Origin of the sequence: Methylobacterium sp. GC_Met_2, assembly GCF_026540795.1 — a bacterium.
Taxonomy (GTDB): Bacteria; Pseudomonadota; Alphaproteobacteria; order Rhizobiales; family Beijerinckiaceae; genus Methylobacterium.
Map to the genome: position 1 here is coordinate 66,962 of NZ_JALNUM010000002.1, position 15,997 is coordinate 82,958.

Sequence of the window (15,997 nt, forward strand, 5' to 3'; positions counted from 1 at the left end):
TCTGGTCTCGTCTCGCACTCTGTAATGTTTCGCTCGTTCCAGGATTGCCTGTGCTGATCGTCGATGCCCTCTCAAAGACTTATGCGGACGGCACGCAGGCGCTTTCCGACATCGGCCTGTCGGCCGCGCCCGGCGAGATCGTCGCGCTCATCGGCGGATCCGGCTGCGGCAAGACGACGTTGCTTCGGCTGATCGCGGGACTCGATCGCGCCAGCGCGGGGGCCGTGGAGGTCGCTGGCGAGAAGATCCTTGAGCCGCATCCCCGTGTCGGCGTGGTTTTCCAGGAACCGCGGCTGCTGCCCTGGTTGACCGTCGCCGATAATGTCGGCTTCGGTCTTGTCGGTCTCGGGCGATCGGAGAACCGGGCACGTGTCGCCGAAGCCCTGGAGCGGGTCGGTCTGGCCGAGCATGGCCGCCGCTGGCCACGGGAGCTGTCCGGCGGTCAGCAGCAACGCGTGGCCATCGCCCGGGCGTTCGTCCCGCGGCCGCGGGTGCTGCTGCTTGATGAACCTTTCTCCGCGCTCGATGCCTTCACGCGCCGCGGCCTGCATGAGCAGCTGCTCGATCTCTGGGCCGCGTCAAAACCCACGATCCTGATCGTCACGCATGACGTGGGTGAGGCCGTGACGCTGGCCGACCGGGTCGTGGTGATGCGGCCGAAGCCGGGCCGGCTCGAAGAGACCGTCGCGATCGATCTGCCGCGCCCGCGCGATCCGGTCTCGGCGCGCTACGAGGAGGCGGTGCGCCGGGTCATGGCCGCCCTCGATCGCTCATTGCATCCTCCGACCACCCGCCGTGACCCGGCACCCGAGATGCGCGCCGGCTGGTGGTAGAACCGTTCGCTGCCATGCCGAGGGTCGGACGGCGATCGCAGGTCGAGCAATCGGGACGGGATCGCGGCGATCGGCCATCCGATCCGTCCCGTCACGCGGTTCTGATCGTCTCCTCGGCGCGCAGGCGCAGGGCCGCGCGGTCGATCTTGTTGGTCGAGGCCAGCGGCAGCGCGTCGACGAACCAGACCCGGCGAGGATGCTGATAGGCCGGCGCGTGGGCAAGCGCGTGTGCCTTGAGGGCGGCCTCGTCGACAAGGGCCCCGGGCCGGCGGACGACGAAGGCGACGGGCTTGGTGCCCTTGATGGCGTCGTCCACGGGCACCACGCAGGCCTGGAGCACCGCGGGGTGGCGCTCCAGCACGATCTCGACCTCGCCGGGAAAAATGTTCTCGCCGCCGGAGACGAACATGTCGTCGGTCCGGCCGACGAAATAGTAGAATCCGTCCGCGTCGCGGCGAAAAACGTCGCCGGTGTCGTAGAAGCCGTCCGCCGTGATCGGCACCGGCACGTCCGGCCGGTTGTGGTAACCGAGCATGATCGCGGGGCTGCGCACCTGCAGGATGCCGATCTCCGGTCCATCGGGCCCGACAAGGCGCAATACGACCTGGGGATGCGGCGCGCCGACTGACGCGACTGGCGTCGGCAGGCCGTCCGGATGGTTGCCGAACACGACCGGGCCGCCCTCGGTGGTGCCGTAGGCATTGAGGATGCGGGCGTTCGGCAGAAGGGTGCGGATCTGCCGGGCCAGGGCGTCGTTGACCGGCGCCGATCCCATTCGCACCGTGTGCACGCCGGTGAGGTCGGCCTCCGCGAGGAGATCAGGCTCCCGCAGCATCATGGCGATCATCGGCGGCACGGCGGTGAGCCACGTGCAGCTGTGTCGGTCGATCGCCGCGATGTAGGCCCGGGCCTCGAATTGCGGCAGCAGCACCATCGTGGCGCCGGCCGCACAGACGAGGAGCGCCAGGGCCAGGGCGTTCATGTGGTAGAGCGGTGCCGCCACGAGCAACCGGTCGTCGCGCAGGTCCGTCTCCGCGGCGCGCGTCCGGGCCACCCAGAGATGGCTGGCATGGCTCAGCCGCACGCCCTTCGGTCGCCCCGTGGAGCCGGACGTATAGAGGAACAGGGCTGCTTCGTCGGGCTCGGGCACGATCGGCACGAAGGGGCCGGGATCGAGCCAGGCCGCAAAGCCGTCCCGCCCCCCATCGTCGAACACGGCGACCCGAACGTCGAGATCGAGCTCCGCCAGCATCGCCCGACGCGGGCCGTCGCAGAGCACGAGCTGTGCGCCGCAATCGTCAAGCACGGCGGTGATCGTGGCCGGCGGAAACTTGTGATTGACCGGGATCGGAACCACGCCGGCCCGCATCGCGCCGAGAAGCGCCGCGATGGTGTCGGGCCGGTTGGCCGCGAGGATCGCGATCCGCGTCCCGCGGGCGATCCCGCCACGCGCGAGGCCTCGCGCGAAGGCGTCGGCTCGGGCGTCGAGGTCGGCGCGAGTCATCACCTCGGGCTCGCCATCGGGTGCGACGCCGATGATCAGCGGCTTGTCCGGCGGTCCGGACCGATCGACGAGGTCGCCGAGATTGGTCACATCGGTGGCCGGGCGCATCATGGGGCTGCCCTGCACGGGAGACGGAGACCGAAGGCCGGCAGCGTCAGCTCGGCCGTGTCCGGCCCGTGCCGGACCCACGTCGCCGCCGGAAGGGCAGCCGCGCGGGCCTCAAGGGCGTCGAGGCCGCGGAAGCGCAACGCCAGGGCGGCGAAGCGGGCCGCCAGTCCCGGCACGATCGCGATCCGCGTCTCTCCGAGCCGGAGGGTCCAGACGCCACCCGCCGCCTCGGCCGGCGCGCCGCTCGCGGCCGCGTAGAGAGGGGCGTCGGCCTCGGGTGCGGGGCTCTCGATCGTCAGCGTGTCGATCCCCGAAAAGCCGTTCGGATGGTCGAGCCATTCTGTGCGCCAGACGAAATCCGGGGTCAGGTGCTCGCAATGGTAGAGACGACCCGCCGGAAATAAGTGTGCCGGGACCCGCACCGTACGGAACCGGGCCGCTTCCTCGCGTCCACCGACAATCACCGGACGCGTAAAAGCGACGGGCTGGCCGGCCGCGAGTCCTACAGCGGCGAGGCGGGCTTGGGTCGCGTCGGCGTCCCGGCTTGCCACCACGAGGCCGTTCAGGCCGAAGGGGCTGTCCAGAACGTCCTGTCGCTGCGCGCCGTTCTCGGGCACGCCGACGAGTTCCAGGTAGGGGCCCGGCGTCATCATAAGGTGGTTGATGGAGCCAAGCGAGTGGTGGCCGCGGGGCGTTAGCCGGAATCCGAGGGCGGCGAACAGGTCCGCCGCCTCGTCCATCCGCCGCAACACGTTGATCACCACGTGGTCGAGGGCCCCGTCCGCCGGGGCGGCGGGGTGGCCCCCGGTCATTTGGCCGGCGCCGTCATGTAGACGCCGCGGCCGCTCGCGAGCAGGCGGCCTGAATCGTCGAGAATCTGCGCCTCGGCCACCGAGAGCTGGTTGCCGAACTTCACCACCGTGCCGCGGCAGGTGAGATCGCCCTGCATCGCCGCGCGATGGTAGTCGACGCGCAGGTCGACAGTGGGAACGCCCCGCCCGGTCTTGGAGACCAGCGCCCAGTCGGCGGTGAGATCGACGAGCGTTGCCAGGATGCCGCCGTGGACGTAGCCGCGCTCGGCGTTGACGACCCATTCCGGCCGCCACGTTGCTTTCAGCTCGATCGTGCCCTCGCCGACGGCGACCACCGAGAGGCCGAGCCACTGGTGGAATGGGCCGCGCAGCAGCAGCGCCTCGACCTGCTCCTTGCTGAGGGGGGTGTCTGACATGGCTTCGGGGTCTCCTCGGGCAGGACTCTCCTCCCCCTTGTGGGGAGGAGTTGGAGGTGGGGTGGCTCAGGATGGGGCGCTGTGGTGCCTTCTGCGCCACCCCCACCCCTGACCCCTCCCCGCAAGGGGCAGGGGGAAAGCCCCTCGGTGCAAGGCGGCGGTAACGCAGCCGAAGGCGCGACCTCGGGCTGGCGTCAGGGGGTGACGACGATCTTGCCCATGACCTCGCGGTCGCGGATCATCCGCAGGCCCTCGGCTGCCTCTTCGAGGGGCAGGAGCTTGTCGATGGTCGGCTTCAGCGTGCCGGCTTGGATCATCTCCATCAGAGCCGACAGGTCGTCGTCGTAGAAGCTGTTGGAGCCGATCACCTTGAGCTCGAAGCTCCAGATATAGCGGAGATCCTCCTTCGGATCGTGCCCTGCGGTCGCTCCGCAGACGAGCAGCGTGCCACCGCGCTTCAAACACTTGAGCGAGGGCACCCAGGTGTCGCCGCCGGTGAAGTTGATCACCACGTCGACGCCGCCCTCGTAGGTCCGGCGCTGGGGCTTGCCGTACTGCTGGATCGCCCACTTGGAGAAGTCGGTTTCGCGGTAATTGACGACGTGGTCGGCGCCCAGTGCCTTAAGCGCCGCCATCTTCTCTTCGCTGCCTGCGCACGCGATCACCTCGGCGCCGAGCTGCTTGGCCAGCATCACGCAGCCCGTCCCGACGCCGCCGCTCGCGCCGAGGATCAGGACCGTGTCGCCGGCCTTCACCGTGTTGTGGGTGACCAGCATGCGGTGGGCCGTGCCGTAGGCCACCGGCAGCGAGGCGGCATCTGCGTAGCTCACGTCCGGCGGCATCGCGATCAGCTGGCTCGTCGAAACCCGGCAATACTCGGCCATACCGCCGTCGAGCATCTCGCCCATCAGGCCCTTGGCCTTGTTGAGCGGGTTGACCAGCACTCGGTCGCCGACGCGCCACTCCGCGACGCCGTCGCCGAGCTCGACGATCTGTCCGGCCATGTCGAGGCCGATCACCACCGGCATCGGCACCTTGATGCCAGGCATGCCCTTCACGGTGAACACGTCATGGTAGTTGAACGAGGACGCGCCGACCCGGATCACGACTTCGCCCGCGCCGGGGGACGGCTTCGGATAGTCGTTCACCACCTTCAGCGTGTCGATATCACCGTGCGCCTCCAGCACGAGCGCCTTCATGGTTTCAGCCATCGTGAAAACCCTCTTCTGTAGGTCGGGAAGGCTACGGGATCGTCTTCGACCGCTCGTAGGGGCCAGGAGCCAGGGCCGCGTCGGGCAGGCTGCCCTGGACGACGCCGACCGCCTTGAACACGTCGAACTCCCGCTTCAGCGAGGCGATGTCGGCGGGCTCCAGGCTGACCGTGTAGATGCCGTCCCAGAGGCCCGCGTAGGCCGCGGCGTCGACATCGCTCAGGTTCGCGGCAGCCTTCAGGATCCCAGCCACGGCCGCCTTGTCGGCCTTGCCGAAGGCGTAGGCCTTGCGCATCGCTGCCACCACCTTAGCGGGCGCGTCCGGGTTCTGCGCCATCCAGGCGTTGCGCATCAAGCCGACACCGAGGACCGGCGGCGCGTCCTGCCGGGTGAGCTGCTTCCACTCCGCGCGAAAGCTGCCGAGCCGGCGCAGCTTCATGTCCGACAGGAGCGCCAGCGTCACGGTGCGCAGGGCCGCCGCGTCGATGTCCTTCTGGACGAGAAATTGCGCCAGCCGGGAATCGTTGCCGGGTACGGCCTGATAATCCGTGAGCTTGAGGCCGTGATTGGTCTCCAGAATCGCCGCCGCGATGGCGGCGGTGCCGCTGCCCGCCGGCGACGTGCCGATCTTCTTGCCCTTGAGGTCGGCCATCGTCCGAATCGGCGAGTCCGCCGGGACGACGAAGTCGAGATCGGCCACCTGCGTCGCCAGAACGATGCTCATCGGCAGCCCGTCGGCGGTGACGCTCAGCGCCGTTCCAGCGCTCGCCGCGATCGCGAAATCGATTGCCCCGGCCGCCATGGCTTTGGTCGGCGCGTTTACGTCCGGGAACTTGATGTACTCGGCCGTCAGGCCTTCCTTCTCCATGAACTTGCCGGCCTCCAGCACGGCGCCGAAGCCGAGGCTGATGCCGGAGCTCCAGTAGCCGATGCGCACCGTCTCGGCGCGCGCGAGGCCGGGCAGGCCGAGTGCGCACAGTGCGGCGGCGGCGGCGAGGACGCGGATCCGTTTCAAGGTGTTCTCCAGAACCTGCGATGGTGGCCCATGCGACGGGCGTGTCCCTGCGGGGCGCCGGCCGTCATGGCTGCGCCACCTTCTTCCAGGCGAACAGGCGCTGTTCCGCCGGCTTCAGGACAAGCGTCTCGAGCCCGATCATCAGGGCGACGAGGGTGAGGGTCCAGGCGAAGACCTGATCGGTCTGGACGAGGTCCGCCGCCTGTCGCAGGCGATAGCCAATGCCGCTGCTCGCTCCCAGCGACTCCGCCACGAGCACGACCCGCGCCCCGAAGCCGATGGCGAGGCGCGCGCCCGAGAAGAAGGCCGGCAGGATCGTCGGCAGGTAGATCTTGGTCAGCACCTTGTGGCGCGGCATGCGGAAGGTGCGGGCGAGCTCGAGATGCTCGGTGCTGACCGTGCGCGTGCCCTGCCAGACGTTGGTCAGGATCAGCGGCATCGCGGTCATGAACACCACGAAGATCGTGGTCCAGTTCGAGAGACCGAACCAGATCAGTGCGAAGATCGCCCAGATCGCGGACGAGACCGTGTTGGTCACCGTCAGCACCGGCTCGAAGAAACGGCCGAGGCGGGGGCTCGCGCCGAGCAAAAGGCCGAGCGGCAGCCCGACCAGGGCCGCGAAGGCGAGACCGGCGCCGATCCGGCCCAGCGTGATGCCGAGATCGGCGGCGAACCCGGGCGTGGCCACCAGCCCGAGCCAAGTGTGCCAGACCCGCGCCGGGCTCGGCAAGACGAAGCTCGGCGCGTGCAGCGACCCGAGCTGCCACGCGACCAGCGCAAGGGCGAGCAGGGCCAGCCGCTGCAGGAGCACGCCCGCCCTTCGGCCGGCCCCGGAGGTCCGTGCCTGCCGGATCAGGCGTGGCGGGGTCTTTACGAGCATCGCGCGCTCGCGGCGGAGAGGCTGATGCGCAAGCGGCGGACCTCTTCGGCGACCTCCGCGGAAAGGGGGTCGCGGGGATAGGGCAGATCGATCGTCCGAACGGTGCCGATCCGGCCCGGCCGCGGGTGCAGGACGACCACTTGGCTGGCCAGCACGACCGCTTCCTCGACGTCGTGCGTGACGAAGACCAGGGTCATCGCCCGCAGACCGGCGATGCGCAGCAGTTCCGCGTGCATCTGCGCGCGAATCTCGGGATCGAGCTTCGAGAACGGCTCGTCGAGGAGCAGGATCCTGGGCTCGGTTACGAGGCTGCGCGCCAGAGCCACCCGGCTGCGCATGCCGCCGGACAATTCATGCGGGTAGGCGTCGCGGAAGGTATCGAGCTCGACGAGGCGGAGAGTCTCGTCGACCCGCCGCGCCCGCTCTGCCCGGCCCATGCGCCCGGCCTCGAGCCCGAAGGCGACGTTCTGCGCGGCCGTGCGCCACGGGAGCAGCCGATCCTCCTGGAACATGTAAGTCATGGCCCGCCAGTCGCGGAAGGCGTGCGACGGGATGCCGTCGAGGAGGACGGCGCCCTCATCCGGTTCGACCAGCCCGGCGATCATGTTCAGGAGGGTGCTCTTGCCGCAGCCCGATGCGCCAAGGATCGCGACGATTGCGTGCTGCGGGATCGCGATGTCGATCGTGTCGAGGACGTGGAGCGGGCCGCCCTCGCGCCGGTCGAACCACTTGCTGACATGGTTGAGTTCGACGGCGTTCACGGCTCGCCTCCCGCGGCCAGGGGCCGGCTGGATGAGGGGACCACGGCGGTGTCTCGCAGGCTTGCGATGACCTTCTCCATCGTCATGGCCCGGAAGGTCTCGACGTGGCGGCGCGCGACGAGCGCGGCACTGTCGGCGTCCCCGGCCACGAGATGCTCGATCAGCGCGGTGTGGTCGTTCTCGATGTTCGGCCGCACCCCCTGGACGCCGAAGCCGAGGGCGACGAGGCGGGTCATCTCGTCCAGCAGGCCCGACAGGGTTCGATACAGGCGGCCGTTCCCCGCCGCTGCCGCAATCGCGAGGTGGAAGCCCCGGTTGGCTTCGAGGAAGAAATCGATCTGGTTGCCCATCTCCACCGTGATCCGGCGGCGGCAGGCCTGCTCCAGGCGTTCCAGATGTGCCCGGTTCACCCGGCCGGCGGCGGCCCGGGCCGCCAGCGGTTCGAGCTCCATCCGCAGCGCGAACACCTCGTCGACATCCTTCACGGTGACCGGGCTGACCCGATAGCCGTGCCGGGGCATCGAGCTGACGAAACCCTCCTGGGCCAGACGCTGGAGGGCGATCCGGCAGCTCGCCTTCCCGATCGCGAAGCGCTCCATCACCTCTGCCTCGGTGAAGCGGATCCCCGGAAGCAACCGGCAGGCGACGATCTCGCGCCGCAACAGGTCGTACGCTTGATTGCCCTTGCGCGTCGCGTCGGGGACGGCGATCACTCCGACCGTCGGGCGCGTCGACCGGGATGCAGAAGCGCTCGTCATCCTGTCACCTCGTCAGCGTGCTATTGGGTCTCTCACAGCAAGCTGTGAGCTGCCCACACCTCGCACGACATGTGCCAACCAGGCCCGTGCCAGCCCTGGCCGCGCCAGCCCACTGGGTGGTTTGGCCGTCATTCGCCGCGATCCAAGCCGGCCGAGGGGCATGCGATCAGCTCTGTGATCAGCTCAGCATGCCTAGTGAGCATCCCATGCCGTATTTATGCGCATTCGCTGCCGGTTGTGTAAATGAAATGCGCATCCAATTGCTGCGTCGTCTCTAGGAGATCGCATCTCTCGGTTTGCCGCATTAGAAAATAATCAGTTTCTTATTCGCGTGATCGAGGCACATATCCCGCGGTCTCTCGGAGAGCCGTCCGATTCGAGCTGTTGGTCGGTCCCCGGTTCATTCGGTCTGGATTGCAGAGGGCCGGCAGATTTGCGTTGGCGAGCCCCCGGTCCACGACAGCGCGCGACGGCGAGGCGATCGGGGGGGTGGGATGCCCGGTCCTCGGCTACGGTCTCTGCGCGCCCGGCGGTACAATTTTTCTGACGTTGGGTCGAAGAGTTTTTAAAAGGCGACGTGGCTCTATAATAGATTATCATGTTGGCGGAGACGACGGTCCTGCCGCAACGCCGCATGTATTGATGCGATGCAATAGAATGCGAATGAAAAACTCAGCTGGTCTGGTGCCTGGATCCGTCCCGGCCGTACGCAGTCGGCAGGTGATGATGTCAGGAACGGTCCGTCCTGCGAGCGGCGCCGCGATCGGAAGTCTGGAAGGATCACGGGCCCCATGAAGAAGAACAAGGTGATCTCGGCGCAGGAGGCGATCGCGCTGATTCGCGAGAACGACGTTCTCACCACCACGGGATTCGTTCAGAGCTGCATTCCGGAGGCGCTGCACGCCGCCCTCGAGACGCGGTTCGTCGAGACCGGCTCGCCCAGGGGCCTCACGCTGATCATGACGGCGGGTGCGGGTGATAGTAAAGGTCTCGGCACCGGTCGGCTGCACCATGACGGGTTGCTCACGCGGGTCATCGCGGCGAATTTCGGGCGCATGCCGAAGGTCGCAAAGGCCGCGCAGGACAACCTGATCCGCGGCTACAATCTGCCTCAAGGCGTGATCTCGCAGCTCTACCGGGCCTGCGCGGCCGGTCAGCCGGGCCTGTTCTCCAAGGTGGGCCTCAAAACCTACGTCGATCCGCGCCATGGCGGCGCCAAGGTCAACGAGCTGACGACTGAGGACATCGTCAAGCTCGTGGAGGTCGATGGCGAGGAGTGGCTGTTCTATACAGCCACCAAGATCGACGTCGCCTTCATCCGCGCCACCTCGGCGGATCCGTCGGGCAACCTCTCCTACGAGAAGGAGGCGCTGACCCTCGACTGCCTCGCGCAAGCCATGGCGGCCCGCAACAACGGCGGCATCGTCATCGCGCAGGTCGAGCGCATCGTCGATGACGGCTACCTGCTGCCGAAGGATGTGCGCGTACCCGGCATCCTGGTCGACTGCGTGGTGCTGGCCGAGCCCGAGATGCACCGGATGAACTACGGCGTGGTGTACGACGCCGCGCTGGCCGGGGAGATCCGCGTGCCGGTTACCGGCATCAAGCGGATGGCGCTCAACGAGCGCAAGATCATCGCCCGCCGCGCCGCGTTCGAACTGCCGCCCAACGGCGTGGTCAATCTCGGTGTCGGCACGCCGGAGGGCATCTCGTCGGTGGCCAACGAGGAGAAGATCACCCCCTACATCACCCTGACCACCGAGGCCGGGGCGGTGGGTGGCGTGTTGGCTTCGGGCTCAAGCTTCGGCGCGGCCACGAACGCCGATTGCATCATCGACCAGAACCAGATGTTCGATTTCTACGACGGCGGCGGCCTCGACATGACCTGTCTGGGCATGGCCGAGTGCGATGCCGCCGGCAACGTCAACACCTCGAAATTCGGTGGCAAGTTGAACGGCTGCGGCGGCTTCATCAACATCTCGCAGAACGCCCGCACCGTCGTGTTCGCCGGCACCTTCACGGCCGGCGGGCTGGAGATCGCCGTCAACGATGGGCGAATGCGCATCGTCACCGAGGGCAAGGCGCGGAAGTTCGTCACCCAGGTCCAGCAGAACACGTTCTCGGGTCCCTACGCGGTCGAGCGCTCGCAGCCCGTTCTCTACGTCACGGAGCGCTGCGTCTTTCAGCTGACGCCTGAAGGGCTTGAGCTGATTGAGGTGGCACCCGGCATCGACATTGAGCGTGACATCCTCGCCCACATGGATTTCGCCCCCGTGGTGCGAAACCCAGTACCGATGGATCCGCGCATCTTCCGCGAAGAGCCGATGGAGCTGATCTCGGACCTGCTCAACCTCGATCTGAAGTCCCGCGTCAGCTACGACGCCGAGCGCAACATCCTCTTCATCAACCTGGAGGGCTGGTACTGCCGGGTGAAGGGCGACATGGACGAGCTGCGCATGACCATCGTCGAGGCGTGCCGCAAGGCCGGCCAGCGGGTCAACGCCGTCATCAACCACGACGGCTTCCGGCTGAACGAGAACTTGGTCGATGATTACGCCGGCGTGCTCCAGTATCTCCAGGCGAACTACTACGCCACCACGACCCGCTACGCGACCAGCGCCTTCCTGCGCCTGAAGATGGAAGAGGCGCTGACCAAGCGCGGCGTCGCCCCCCACGTCTTCGAGCGCAAGGAGGAAGCTCAGGCCTTCCTGAGCAGCACCGAGGATTTGAAGGCCCGCAAGCGGATCTCGCCGGCGGTGGCCTCGGCGGCGTGAGGAAACCGGGCAAGCCCGGATACGGCGGGGCGGTGTTCCGGTATACAGTCGTGACCCGTCCCGTCACGGGCGACGCCGATGGGTGTCGCCGGGAGCCTCGACCCTGCGCCAGGATGACCGCTTCGCGATGCCGTCCGTCGAGGACCGAGGGCGCCACGACGGTTCCTGGGCTGGGCATGTCGCGGCGCGTGCGCACGCTGCGCTGATCGACGAGCTGGAGACCTTTCCGAAACCTGGCCTCGTCAGCCCGGTCGATTCGGGCAGCCACGACGATATGGATGCCGATACCCTGACGCGCAGCGCGGCGGCGCTGCGGCCGTTCTTCGCCGAACTGGTCGGGGCGGGCGCGAAGGGCGCCGCGATGGTGGAACTCCGCGCGATCGGCATCCGGGCGGAAGCCGCGATGATGCGTGCCACCGGCGGGATCAACGCCCATCGCGGTGCGATCTTCTCGCTGGGCCTGATCTGCGCGGCCGCAGGTGTGATCGGCAGGACGCCTGTTTCCCCGGAGACTTACGCGGAGACGGTCGCAGCCCGCTGGGGCGCGGCGATCGCCTGCATGCCGGCATCCCCGGTGAGCCATGGAGGCCGGGTGATCCGGCGATACGGGGTCGGTGGCGCGAGCGCCGAGGCGGCGGCGGGTTTTCCCACGATCCGGGCGATCGGGTTGCCCGCGCTGCAGTCGGGCCGCGCCCGCGCACCCGGTGATCCGGAGGCCGCGCGCGTCGATTGCTTCTTCGCCCTGCTCGCCGTGGTCGACGATACGAATCTCCTCCACCGCGGCGGGGTGGACGGGTTGGCGGCTGCGCGGGCGGACGCCTCGGCCTTCACGGAAGCCGGCGGCGTCGGCACGCCTGGCTGGCGTGATCGGGCCATCGCAGTTCATCGCGCCTTCGTGGCCGCGCGGCTCAGCCCCGGCGGATGCGCCGATCTCCTTGCGGCGACGCTCTTGCTCGATTCGCTCGGTGTGACCCGGCACGTCTGAACGGGTGCGCCGCTTCGGTCGCATTCTCGGGGGGCTCGGCCATACCCAGATAGGGTGTCTCGCCGCCCTGCTCTCCCCTGCCCCGGCCTCTTCGTGACCCTGATCCGGATCGCGCTTCTTGCGCTTGCAGCCCTCTTCATCGTGCCCGTCGCGATTTCCGCCACCCTCTACTGGCTGCGGGCCAGCGGGGATTGGCGGCTCGCCGACCGCTCCAGCGCGGGGCTGCTTCCGCCCGCCGAGCGTGAGCCGGGCGCGATCGTGCGAGTCTTTTCTGCACGCACGGTGAGCTGGCGTGGGATCGTGGCGACGCACAGCTGGATCGTCATCAAGGGACCGGGTGAGCGCGCCTATCGGCGATTCGACTACACGGCCTGGGGACAGCCGATCTGGATCGACCGCTTCGTCCCCGACGGGCGGTGGTTCGGCAACCCGCCCGAGACCGTCTTCGCGGCGGATGGCCCGGCGGCCGAGGCGATGCTGCCGCGAATCCGGAAAGCCGTGGCTGAGTACCGCTACGCCCGCCCAGGCGACTACGTGGTCTGGCCGGGCCCGAACTCGAATACCTTCGTGGCCGCCGTCATGGCGGCCGTGCCGGAGATCCAGGCCAGCTTGCCGACCACGGCGATCGGCAAGGATTTTCCCTATGACGGCCGATGGATCGGCCGAACGCCCTCTGGAACCGGCGTTCGGCTCAATCTCGGCGGCTATGCGGGGCTGACGATCGGCTGGGTCGAGGGAATCGAACTGAACCTGCTCGGCGGCGTCGCCGGCATCGACCTGCGCCGGCCCGGGATCAAGCTGCCGGCGCTGGGACGGGTCGGGATCTAGGGCATCGATCCAGACGGAGGCGTCAGCCGGGTCTGGAAAAATTGATGCAAAACCAAAGTACTCGTGCTCACTCGCATGAACGAAGTGAATGCGTCAGAGCAATAGGGTAGATCACGGCATCGGGCGTCCGGAGCCGCCAAGGGCCGCTCCGGACGCCGATCGCACCGCTCAGGGGGCGAGGTCGTGAACCGGCTCCTTCACCGTGCCGGGACTGCTGTTGAGCACCGTGCTGCCGGTGGAAACCGGCTTCACCACCGCACGGTCGATCTGCGGCGGTGCCGGCAGCTCGAGCGCGGCGCTCGTGGCGGCCCATTCCTGCGCGACGCGATCCGGATCGTCATTCAGCTTCGTGCCGTAGCTCGGGACGATCTCGCGGATCTTGGCCTGCCATTCCGGCGTCGCCACGTTCTTGGCGAAGACCTTCTCCAGCACCTGCAGCATGATCGGCGCCGCCGTTGAGGCGCCCGGCGAGGCCCCGAGCAGGGCCGCGATGCTGCCATCCTTGGCGTTGACGATCTCGGTGCCGAGCTTCAGCACGCCGCCCTTCTGCGGATCGCGCTTGATGATCTGCACGCGCTGGCCCGCCTGCCAGAGGCGCCACTCGTCCTTCTTGGCCTTCGGGAAGTATTCGCGCAGGGCCGCAATCCGGTCATCGTCCGACAGCATGAGCTGCTCGGCGAGGTACTCGACCAGCGGGAACTCATCCATGCCGACGCGCATCATCGGCCAGATGTTGCTGGTCGTGGTGGAACTCAGGAGGTCGAGATACGACCCTTCCTTGAGGAACTTCGTCGAGAAGGTCGCGAACGGCCCGAACAGGATCACGCGCTTGCCGCCCAGCACCCGTGTGTCGAGGTGCGGCACCGACATCGGCGGCGAGCCGACCGAGGCTTTGCCATAGGCCTTGGCCAGGTGCAGCGTGGCGACATCCGGGTTGTCGTTGATCAGGAACGAGCCACCCACCGGGAAGCCGGCGTAATCGTCGCCCTCGGGAATGCCGGATTTCTGCAGCAGGTGCAGGGCGCCGCCGCCCGCGCCGATGAACACGAACTTGGCGTCGACGCTTTGGCGGGAGCCGTCCTTGAGATTCTTCGAGGTCACCCGCCAGGAGCCGTCCGCGTTCTTGACGATGCTCTCGACTTCCGTGGACAGGCGCAGCTTGAAGCTCGGCTGCTTCTGCAGATAGGCGACGTATTCCCGGGTCACCTCGCCCCACTCGCAATCGGTGCCGAGCGGCGACCACGTGGCGGCGACCTTCTGCTTCGGGTCGCGCCCCTCCATCATCAGCGGCACCCATTTGCGCAGCTGCTCGGGATCCTCCGAGTATTCCATGCCGGCGAAGAGCGGGCTCGCCTTGAGAGCTTCCCAGCGCTTCTTCAGATAGGCGATGTTGTCGTCGCCCCAGACGAAGCTCATGTGCGGCGTGTAATTGATGAAGGAGCGCGGATTCGTCATTACGCCGTTCTTGACCTGATAGGCCAGGAATTGACGTGTGACCTGAAAGGCCTCGTTGATCTCCACCGCCTTGGGGATCTCGACCTTGCCGTTCTTCTCAGGCGTGTAGTTCAGCTCTGCGAGGGCCGAGTGGCCCGTGCCGGCATTGTTCCAGCCGTTCGAGCTCTCCATCGCGACCTGATCCAAGCGCTCGACCATCTGGATCGACCAGTTGGGCTCGAGCTCGTTCAGCCACACGCCGAGCGTGGCGCTCATGATGCCGCCGCCGATCAGCAGAACATCGACCTTGCTGTCGGCCGCGTCGGCCAGCGCGAAGGAGGTCGGCAGCGCAGCCACTGCCAGCCCGACCGCGGCGGTCCCGAGGATCTGTCTGCGGTTCAGAGGCAGCGCGGCCTGCGGCTGACGGTGGCGGAAGGGCGCGGTCTCATCGTCGGCACGCATGGTCGGATCCCGATTGAAGGGCGGACGTGCTTGGCAAGCACGCCCGCGGACTGACACGGACAAAATGGGCGACAGGGAATGTCCTGTGCCGGCCTTCCGGATCGTTTCCTCTGGATCGTCGCGCCACACCGGAATACCGCCCGGAGTTGGCCTGCCGCGCGCATTGCTTTCGGGACTACGCGACACCGCCTCGAAAGGCGGATGGCCGCGTTATTCCGTTTCTCTGCGCGTTGGATCGCTTGCTTTGTTATTGCCTGTACCGGACCGCGGTCCGACCAACAGGAACGCTTCCAGGTTCAATCCATGGGCCGCACCGCAATTGACGACCATCGCGGGTGGCACGTTCTGGCCGGATCGGTACAGCCTCTGACGGGCGTCGTCATAGAGGATGAAGCGCGGCAGGACAATCACCGAAATTCCCCGTCCGTGGCCCGCCGATCGTTGCCCTGTTGAACGGCGATATCCGCCGATCCGGCAAGCTCGCCGCTGCAATGCGATTGCTTGGATCGACGCTGGACCACATGCTCATGGAGCGCACGGCTACAAACTCGACCGCCGCAGCCTTGCTTTAACTGCGGCTGCAGTCTCCGCGATGGATAGGAGGACTACGAGATTCGCTTGAATCGGATCAGGCTACGCGACGGGCGGCCCGAGTTCCAATTGGGCATCACGCGCCATGGGGTGGTGACGTCCGCGTAATCACCGTCGAGCCGGACGTCCCGCCGTTGCTCCGTGCCGACCCATTCAGGCGCCCACGCCGTCTCGACGATCGTCACCCACTGGTCGCCTTCGATTCGGTAGCAACCGATATAGGCAACCAGACTCTTCATCAGTTCGGCACGCTCGGTATCCGTTGCGGCCGGTTTCCGGTCGCTGCCCTCCAGATTGAACGCCACCCAGCCGTCCGGGGTGAAGATGACGCGTCCTCGGGGCGTGCTGCCCATCGCGTCGATGCGCTTACCCGTCTCCTAGTCTTCAACCTTGTAGGAAACGAGCTCCCAGGTGCCGACGATGCGTTCGGCGAGCGTTGTGCCGGATCGATCGGCCTTACGATCCTGCGCGTCGACCCGTGGCGCCGCCAGGGGCAGTGCGAGGGCGGCGAGCGCCATCAGAGCGCAGCGCAAGCCTATCCGTGATCTTCCAAAGCGCATGTTCGACGACCGGCCTATCGTGAGGACACGGCCACCGTGCGCTGCGCGGCGGTGTTGGCAAGCCC

The 15,997-nt window shown here is 67.5% G+C and carries 15 protein-coding genes; 4 read left to right on the forward strand and 11 right to left on the reverse strand.

Translation table 11 applies throughout. From position 1 onward, the window contains the following. Positions 1-50: 50 nt before the first annotated feature. Complete coding sequence (locus tag OXS49_RS01260; protein WP_267421037.1) at positions 51-833, forward strand: ABC transporter ATP-binding protein; 783 nt, start codon at positions 51-53, stop codon at positions 831-833. A 91-nt stretch (positions 834-924) separates the two neighbouring features. Here the strand turns inward: OXS49_RS01260 and OXS49_RS01265 are convergent, their stop codons facing one another. From OXS49_RS01265 to OXS49_RS01300, 8 genes are all read right to left on the reverse strand, one after another. Next, a complete protein-coding gene (locus tag OXS49_RS01265) occupies positions 925-2,448 on the reverse strand; it encodes a class I adenylate-forming enzyme family protein (protein ID WP_267421038.1) in 1,524 nt (507 codons plus the stop codon). Beyond that, positions 2,445-3,257, reverse strand: coding sequence for a VOC family protein (locus OXS49_RS01270; RefSeq protein WP_267421039.1), 813 nt, complete (start codon positions 3,255-3,257; stop codon positions 2,445-2,447). The genes OXS49_RS01265 and OXS49_RS01270 overlap by 4 nt, the downstream gene beginning before the upstream one ends. Next, on the reverse strand, positions 3,254-3,673 hold the full coding sequence (locus tag OXS49_RS01275; protein ID WP_267421040.1) for a PaaI family thioesterase: 420 nt from the start codon (positions 3,671-3,673) through the stop codon (positions 3,254-3,256). The genes OXS49_RS01270 and OXS49_RS01275 overlap by 4 nt, the downstream gene beginning before the upstream one ends. 194 nt (positions 3,674-3,867) lie before the next feature. Next, positions 3,868-4,884: an SDR family NAD(P)-dependent oxidoreductase gene (locus OXS49_RS01280; protein WP_267421041.1), complete on the reverse strand. Its 1,017-nt coding sequence runs from the start codon at positions 4,882-4,884 to the stop codon at positions 3,868-3,870. Between the two features lie 31 nt (positions 4,885-4,915). After that, positions 4,916-5,899, reverse strand: coding sequence for an ABC transporter substrate-binding protein (locus OXS49_RS01285; RefSeq protein ID WP_267421042.1), 984 nt, complete (start codon positions 5,897-5,899; stop codon positions 4,916-4,918). A gap of 64 nt (positions 5,900-5,963) precedes the next feature. Beyond that, positions 5,964-6,779: an ABC transporter permease gene (locus OXS49_RS01290; protein WP_244000157.1), complete on the reverse strand. Its 816-nt coding sequence runs from the start codon at positions 6,777-6,779 to the stop codon at positions 5,964-5,966. Next, a complete protein-coding gene (locus OXS49_RS01295; RefSeq protein ID WP_267421043.1) occupies positions 6,770-7,540 on the reverse strand; it encodes an ABC transporter ATP-binding protein in 771 nt (256 codons plus the stop codon). Before OXS49_RS01295 ends, OXS49_RS01290 begins: the two co-directional genes overlap by 10 nt. Next, the gene (locus tag OXS49_RS01300) at positions 7,537-8,253 is read right to left on the reverse strand and encodes a GntR family transcriptional regulator (protein WP_267421045.1); all 717 of its coding nucleotides are present in this window, start codon (positions 8,251-8,253) and stop codon (positions 7,537-7,539) included. The genes OXS49_RS01295 and OXS49_RS01300 overlap by 4 nt, the downstream gene beginning before the upstream one ends. A gap of 836 nt (positions 8,254-9,089) precedes the next feature. On the opposite strand from OXS49_RS01300, the gene OXS49_RS01305 reads away from it, so the two are divergent. The 3 genes from OXS49_RS01305 to OXS49_RS01315 all read left to right on the forward strand — a co-directional run bounded on the left by OXS49_RS01305 (position 9,090) and on the right by OXS49_RS01315 (position 12,885). Then, entirely contained in the window at positions 9,090-11,072 is a 1,983-nt protein-coding gene (locus OXS49_RS01305) for a CoA-transferase (RefSeq protein WP_267421047.1), read from the forward strand. Between the two features lie 127 nt (positions 11,073-11,199). Then, on the forward strand, positions 11,200-12,057 hold the full coding sequence (gene mdcB, locus OXS49_RS01310; protein WP_267421048.1) for a triphosphoribosyl-dephospho-CoA synthase MdcB: 858 nt from the start codon (positions 11,200-11,202) through the stop codon (positions 12,055-12,057). Between the two features lie 93 nt (positions 12,058-12,150). Beyond that, entirely contained in the window at positions 12,151-12,885 is a 735-nt protein-coding gene (locus tag OXS49_RS01315) for a DUF3750 domain-containing protein (RefSeq protein WP_244000167.1), read from the forward strand. Between the two features lie 168 nt (positions 12,886-13,053). Here the strand turns inward: OXS49_RS01315 and mqo are convergent, their stop codons facing one another. The 3 genes from mqo to OXS49_RS01330 all read right to left on the reverse strand — a co-directional run bounded on the left by mqo (position 13,054) and on the right by OXS49_RS01330 (position 15,890). Continuing rightward, positions 13,054-14,781, reverse strand: coding sequence for a malate dehydrogenase (quinone) (gene mqo / locus OXS49_RS01320; protein WP_267421050.1), 1,728 nt, complete (start codon positions 14,779-14,781; stop codon positions 13,054-13,056). A gap of 605 nt (positions 14,782-15,386) precedes the next feature. Continuing rightward, entirely contained in the window at positions 15,387-15,734 is a 348-nt protein-coding gene (locus OXS49_RS01325) for a lipocalin-like domain-containing protein (protein WP_346016921.1), read from the reverse strand. Positions 15,735-15,749: 15 nt separating this feature from the next. After that, positions 15,750-15,890 carry a hypothetical protein gene (locus OXS49_RS01330; protein ID WP_267421052.1) on the reverse strand — a complete coding sequence of 47 codons (141 nt, stop codon included), beginning with the start codon at positions 15,888-15,890 and terminating at the stop codon, positions 15,750-15,752. Positions 15,891-15,997: the final 107 nt, after the last annotated feature.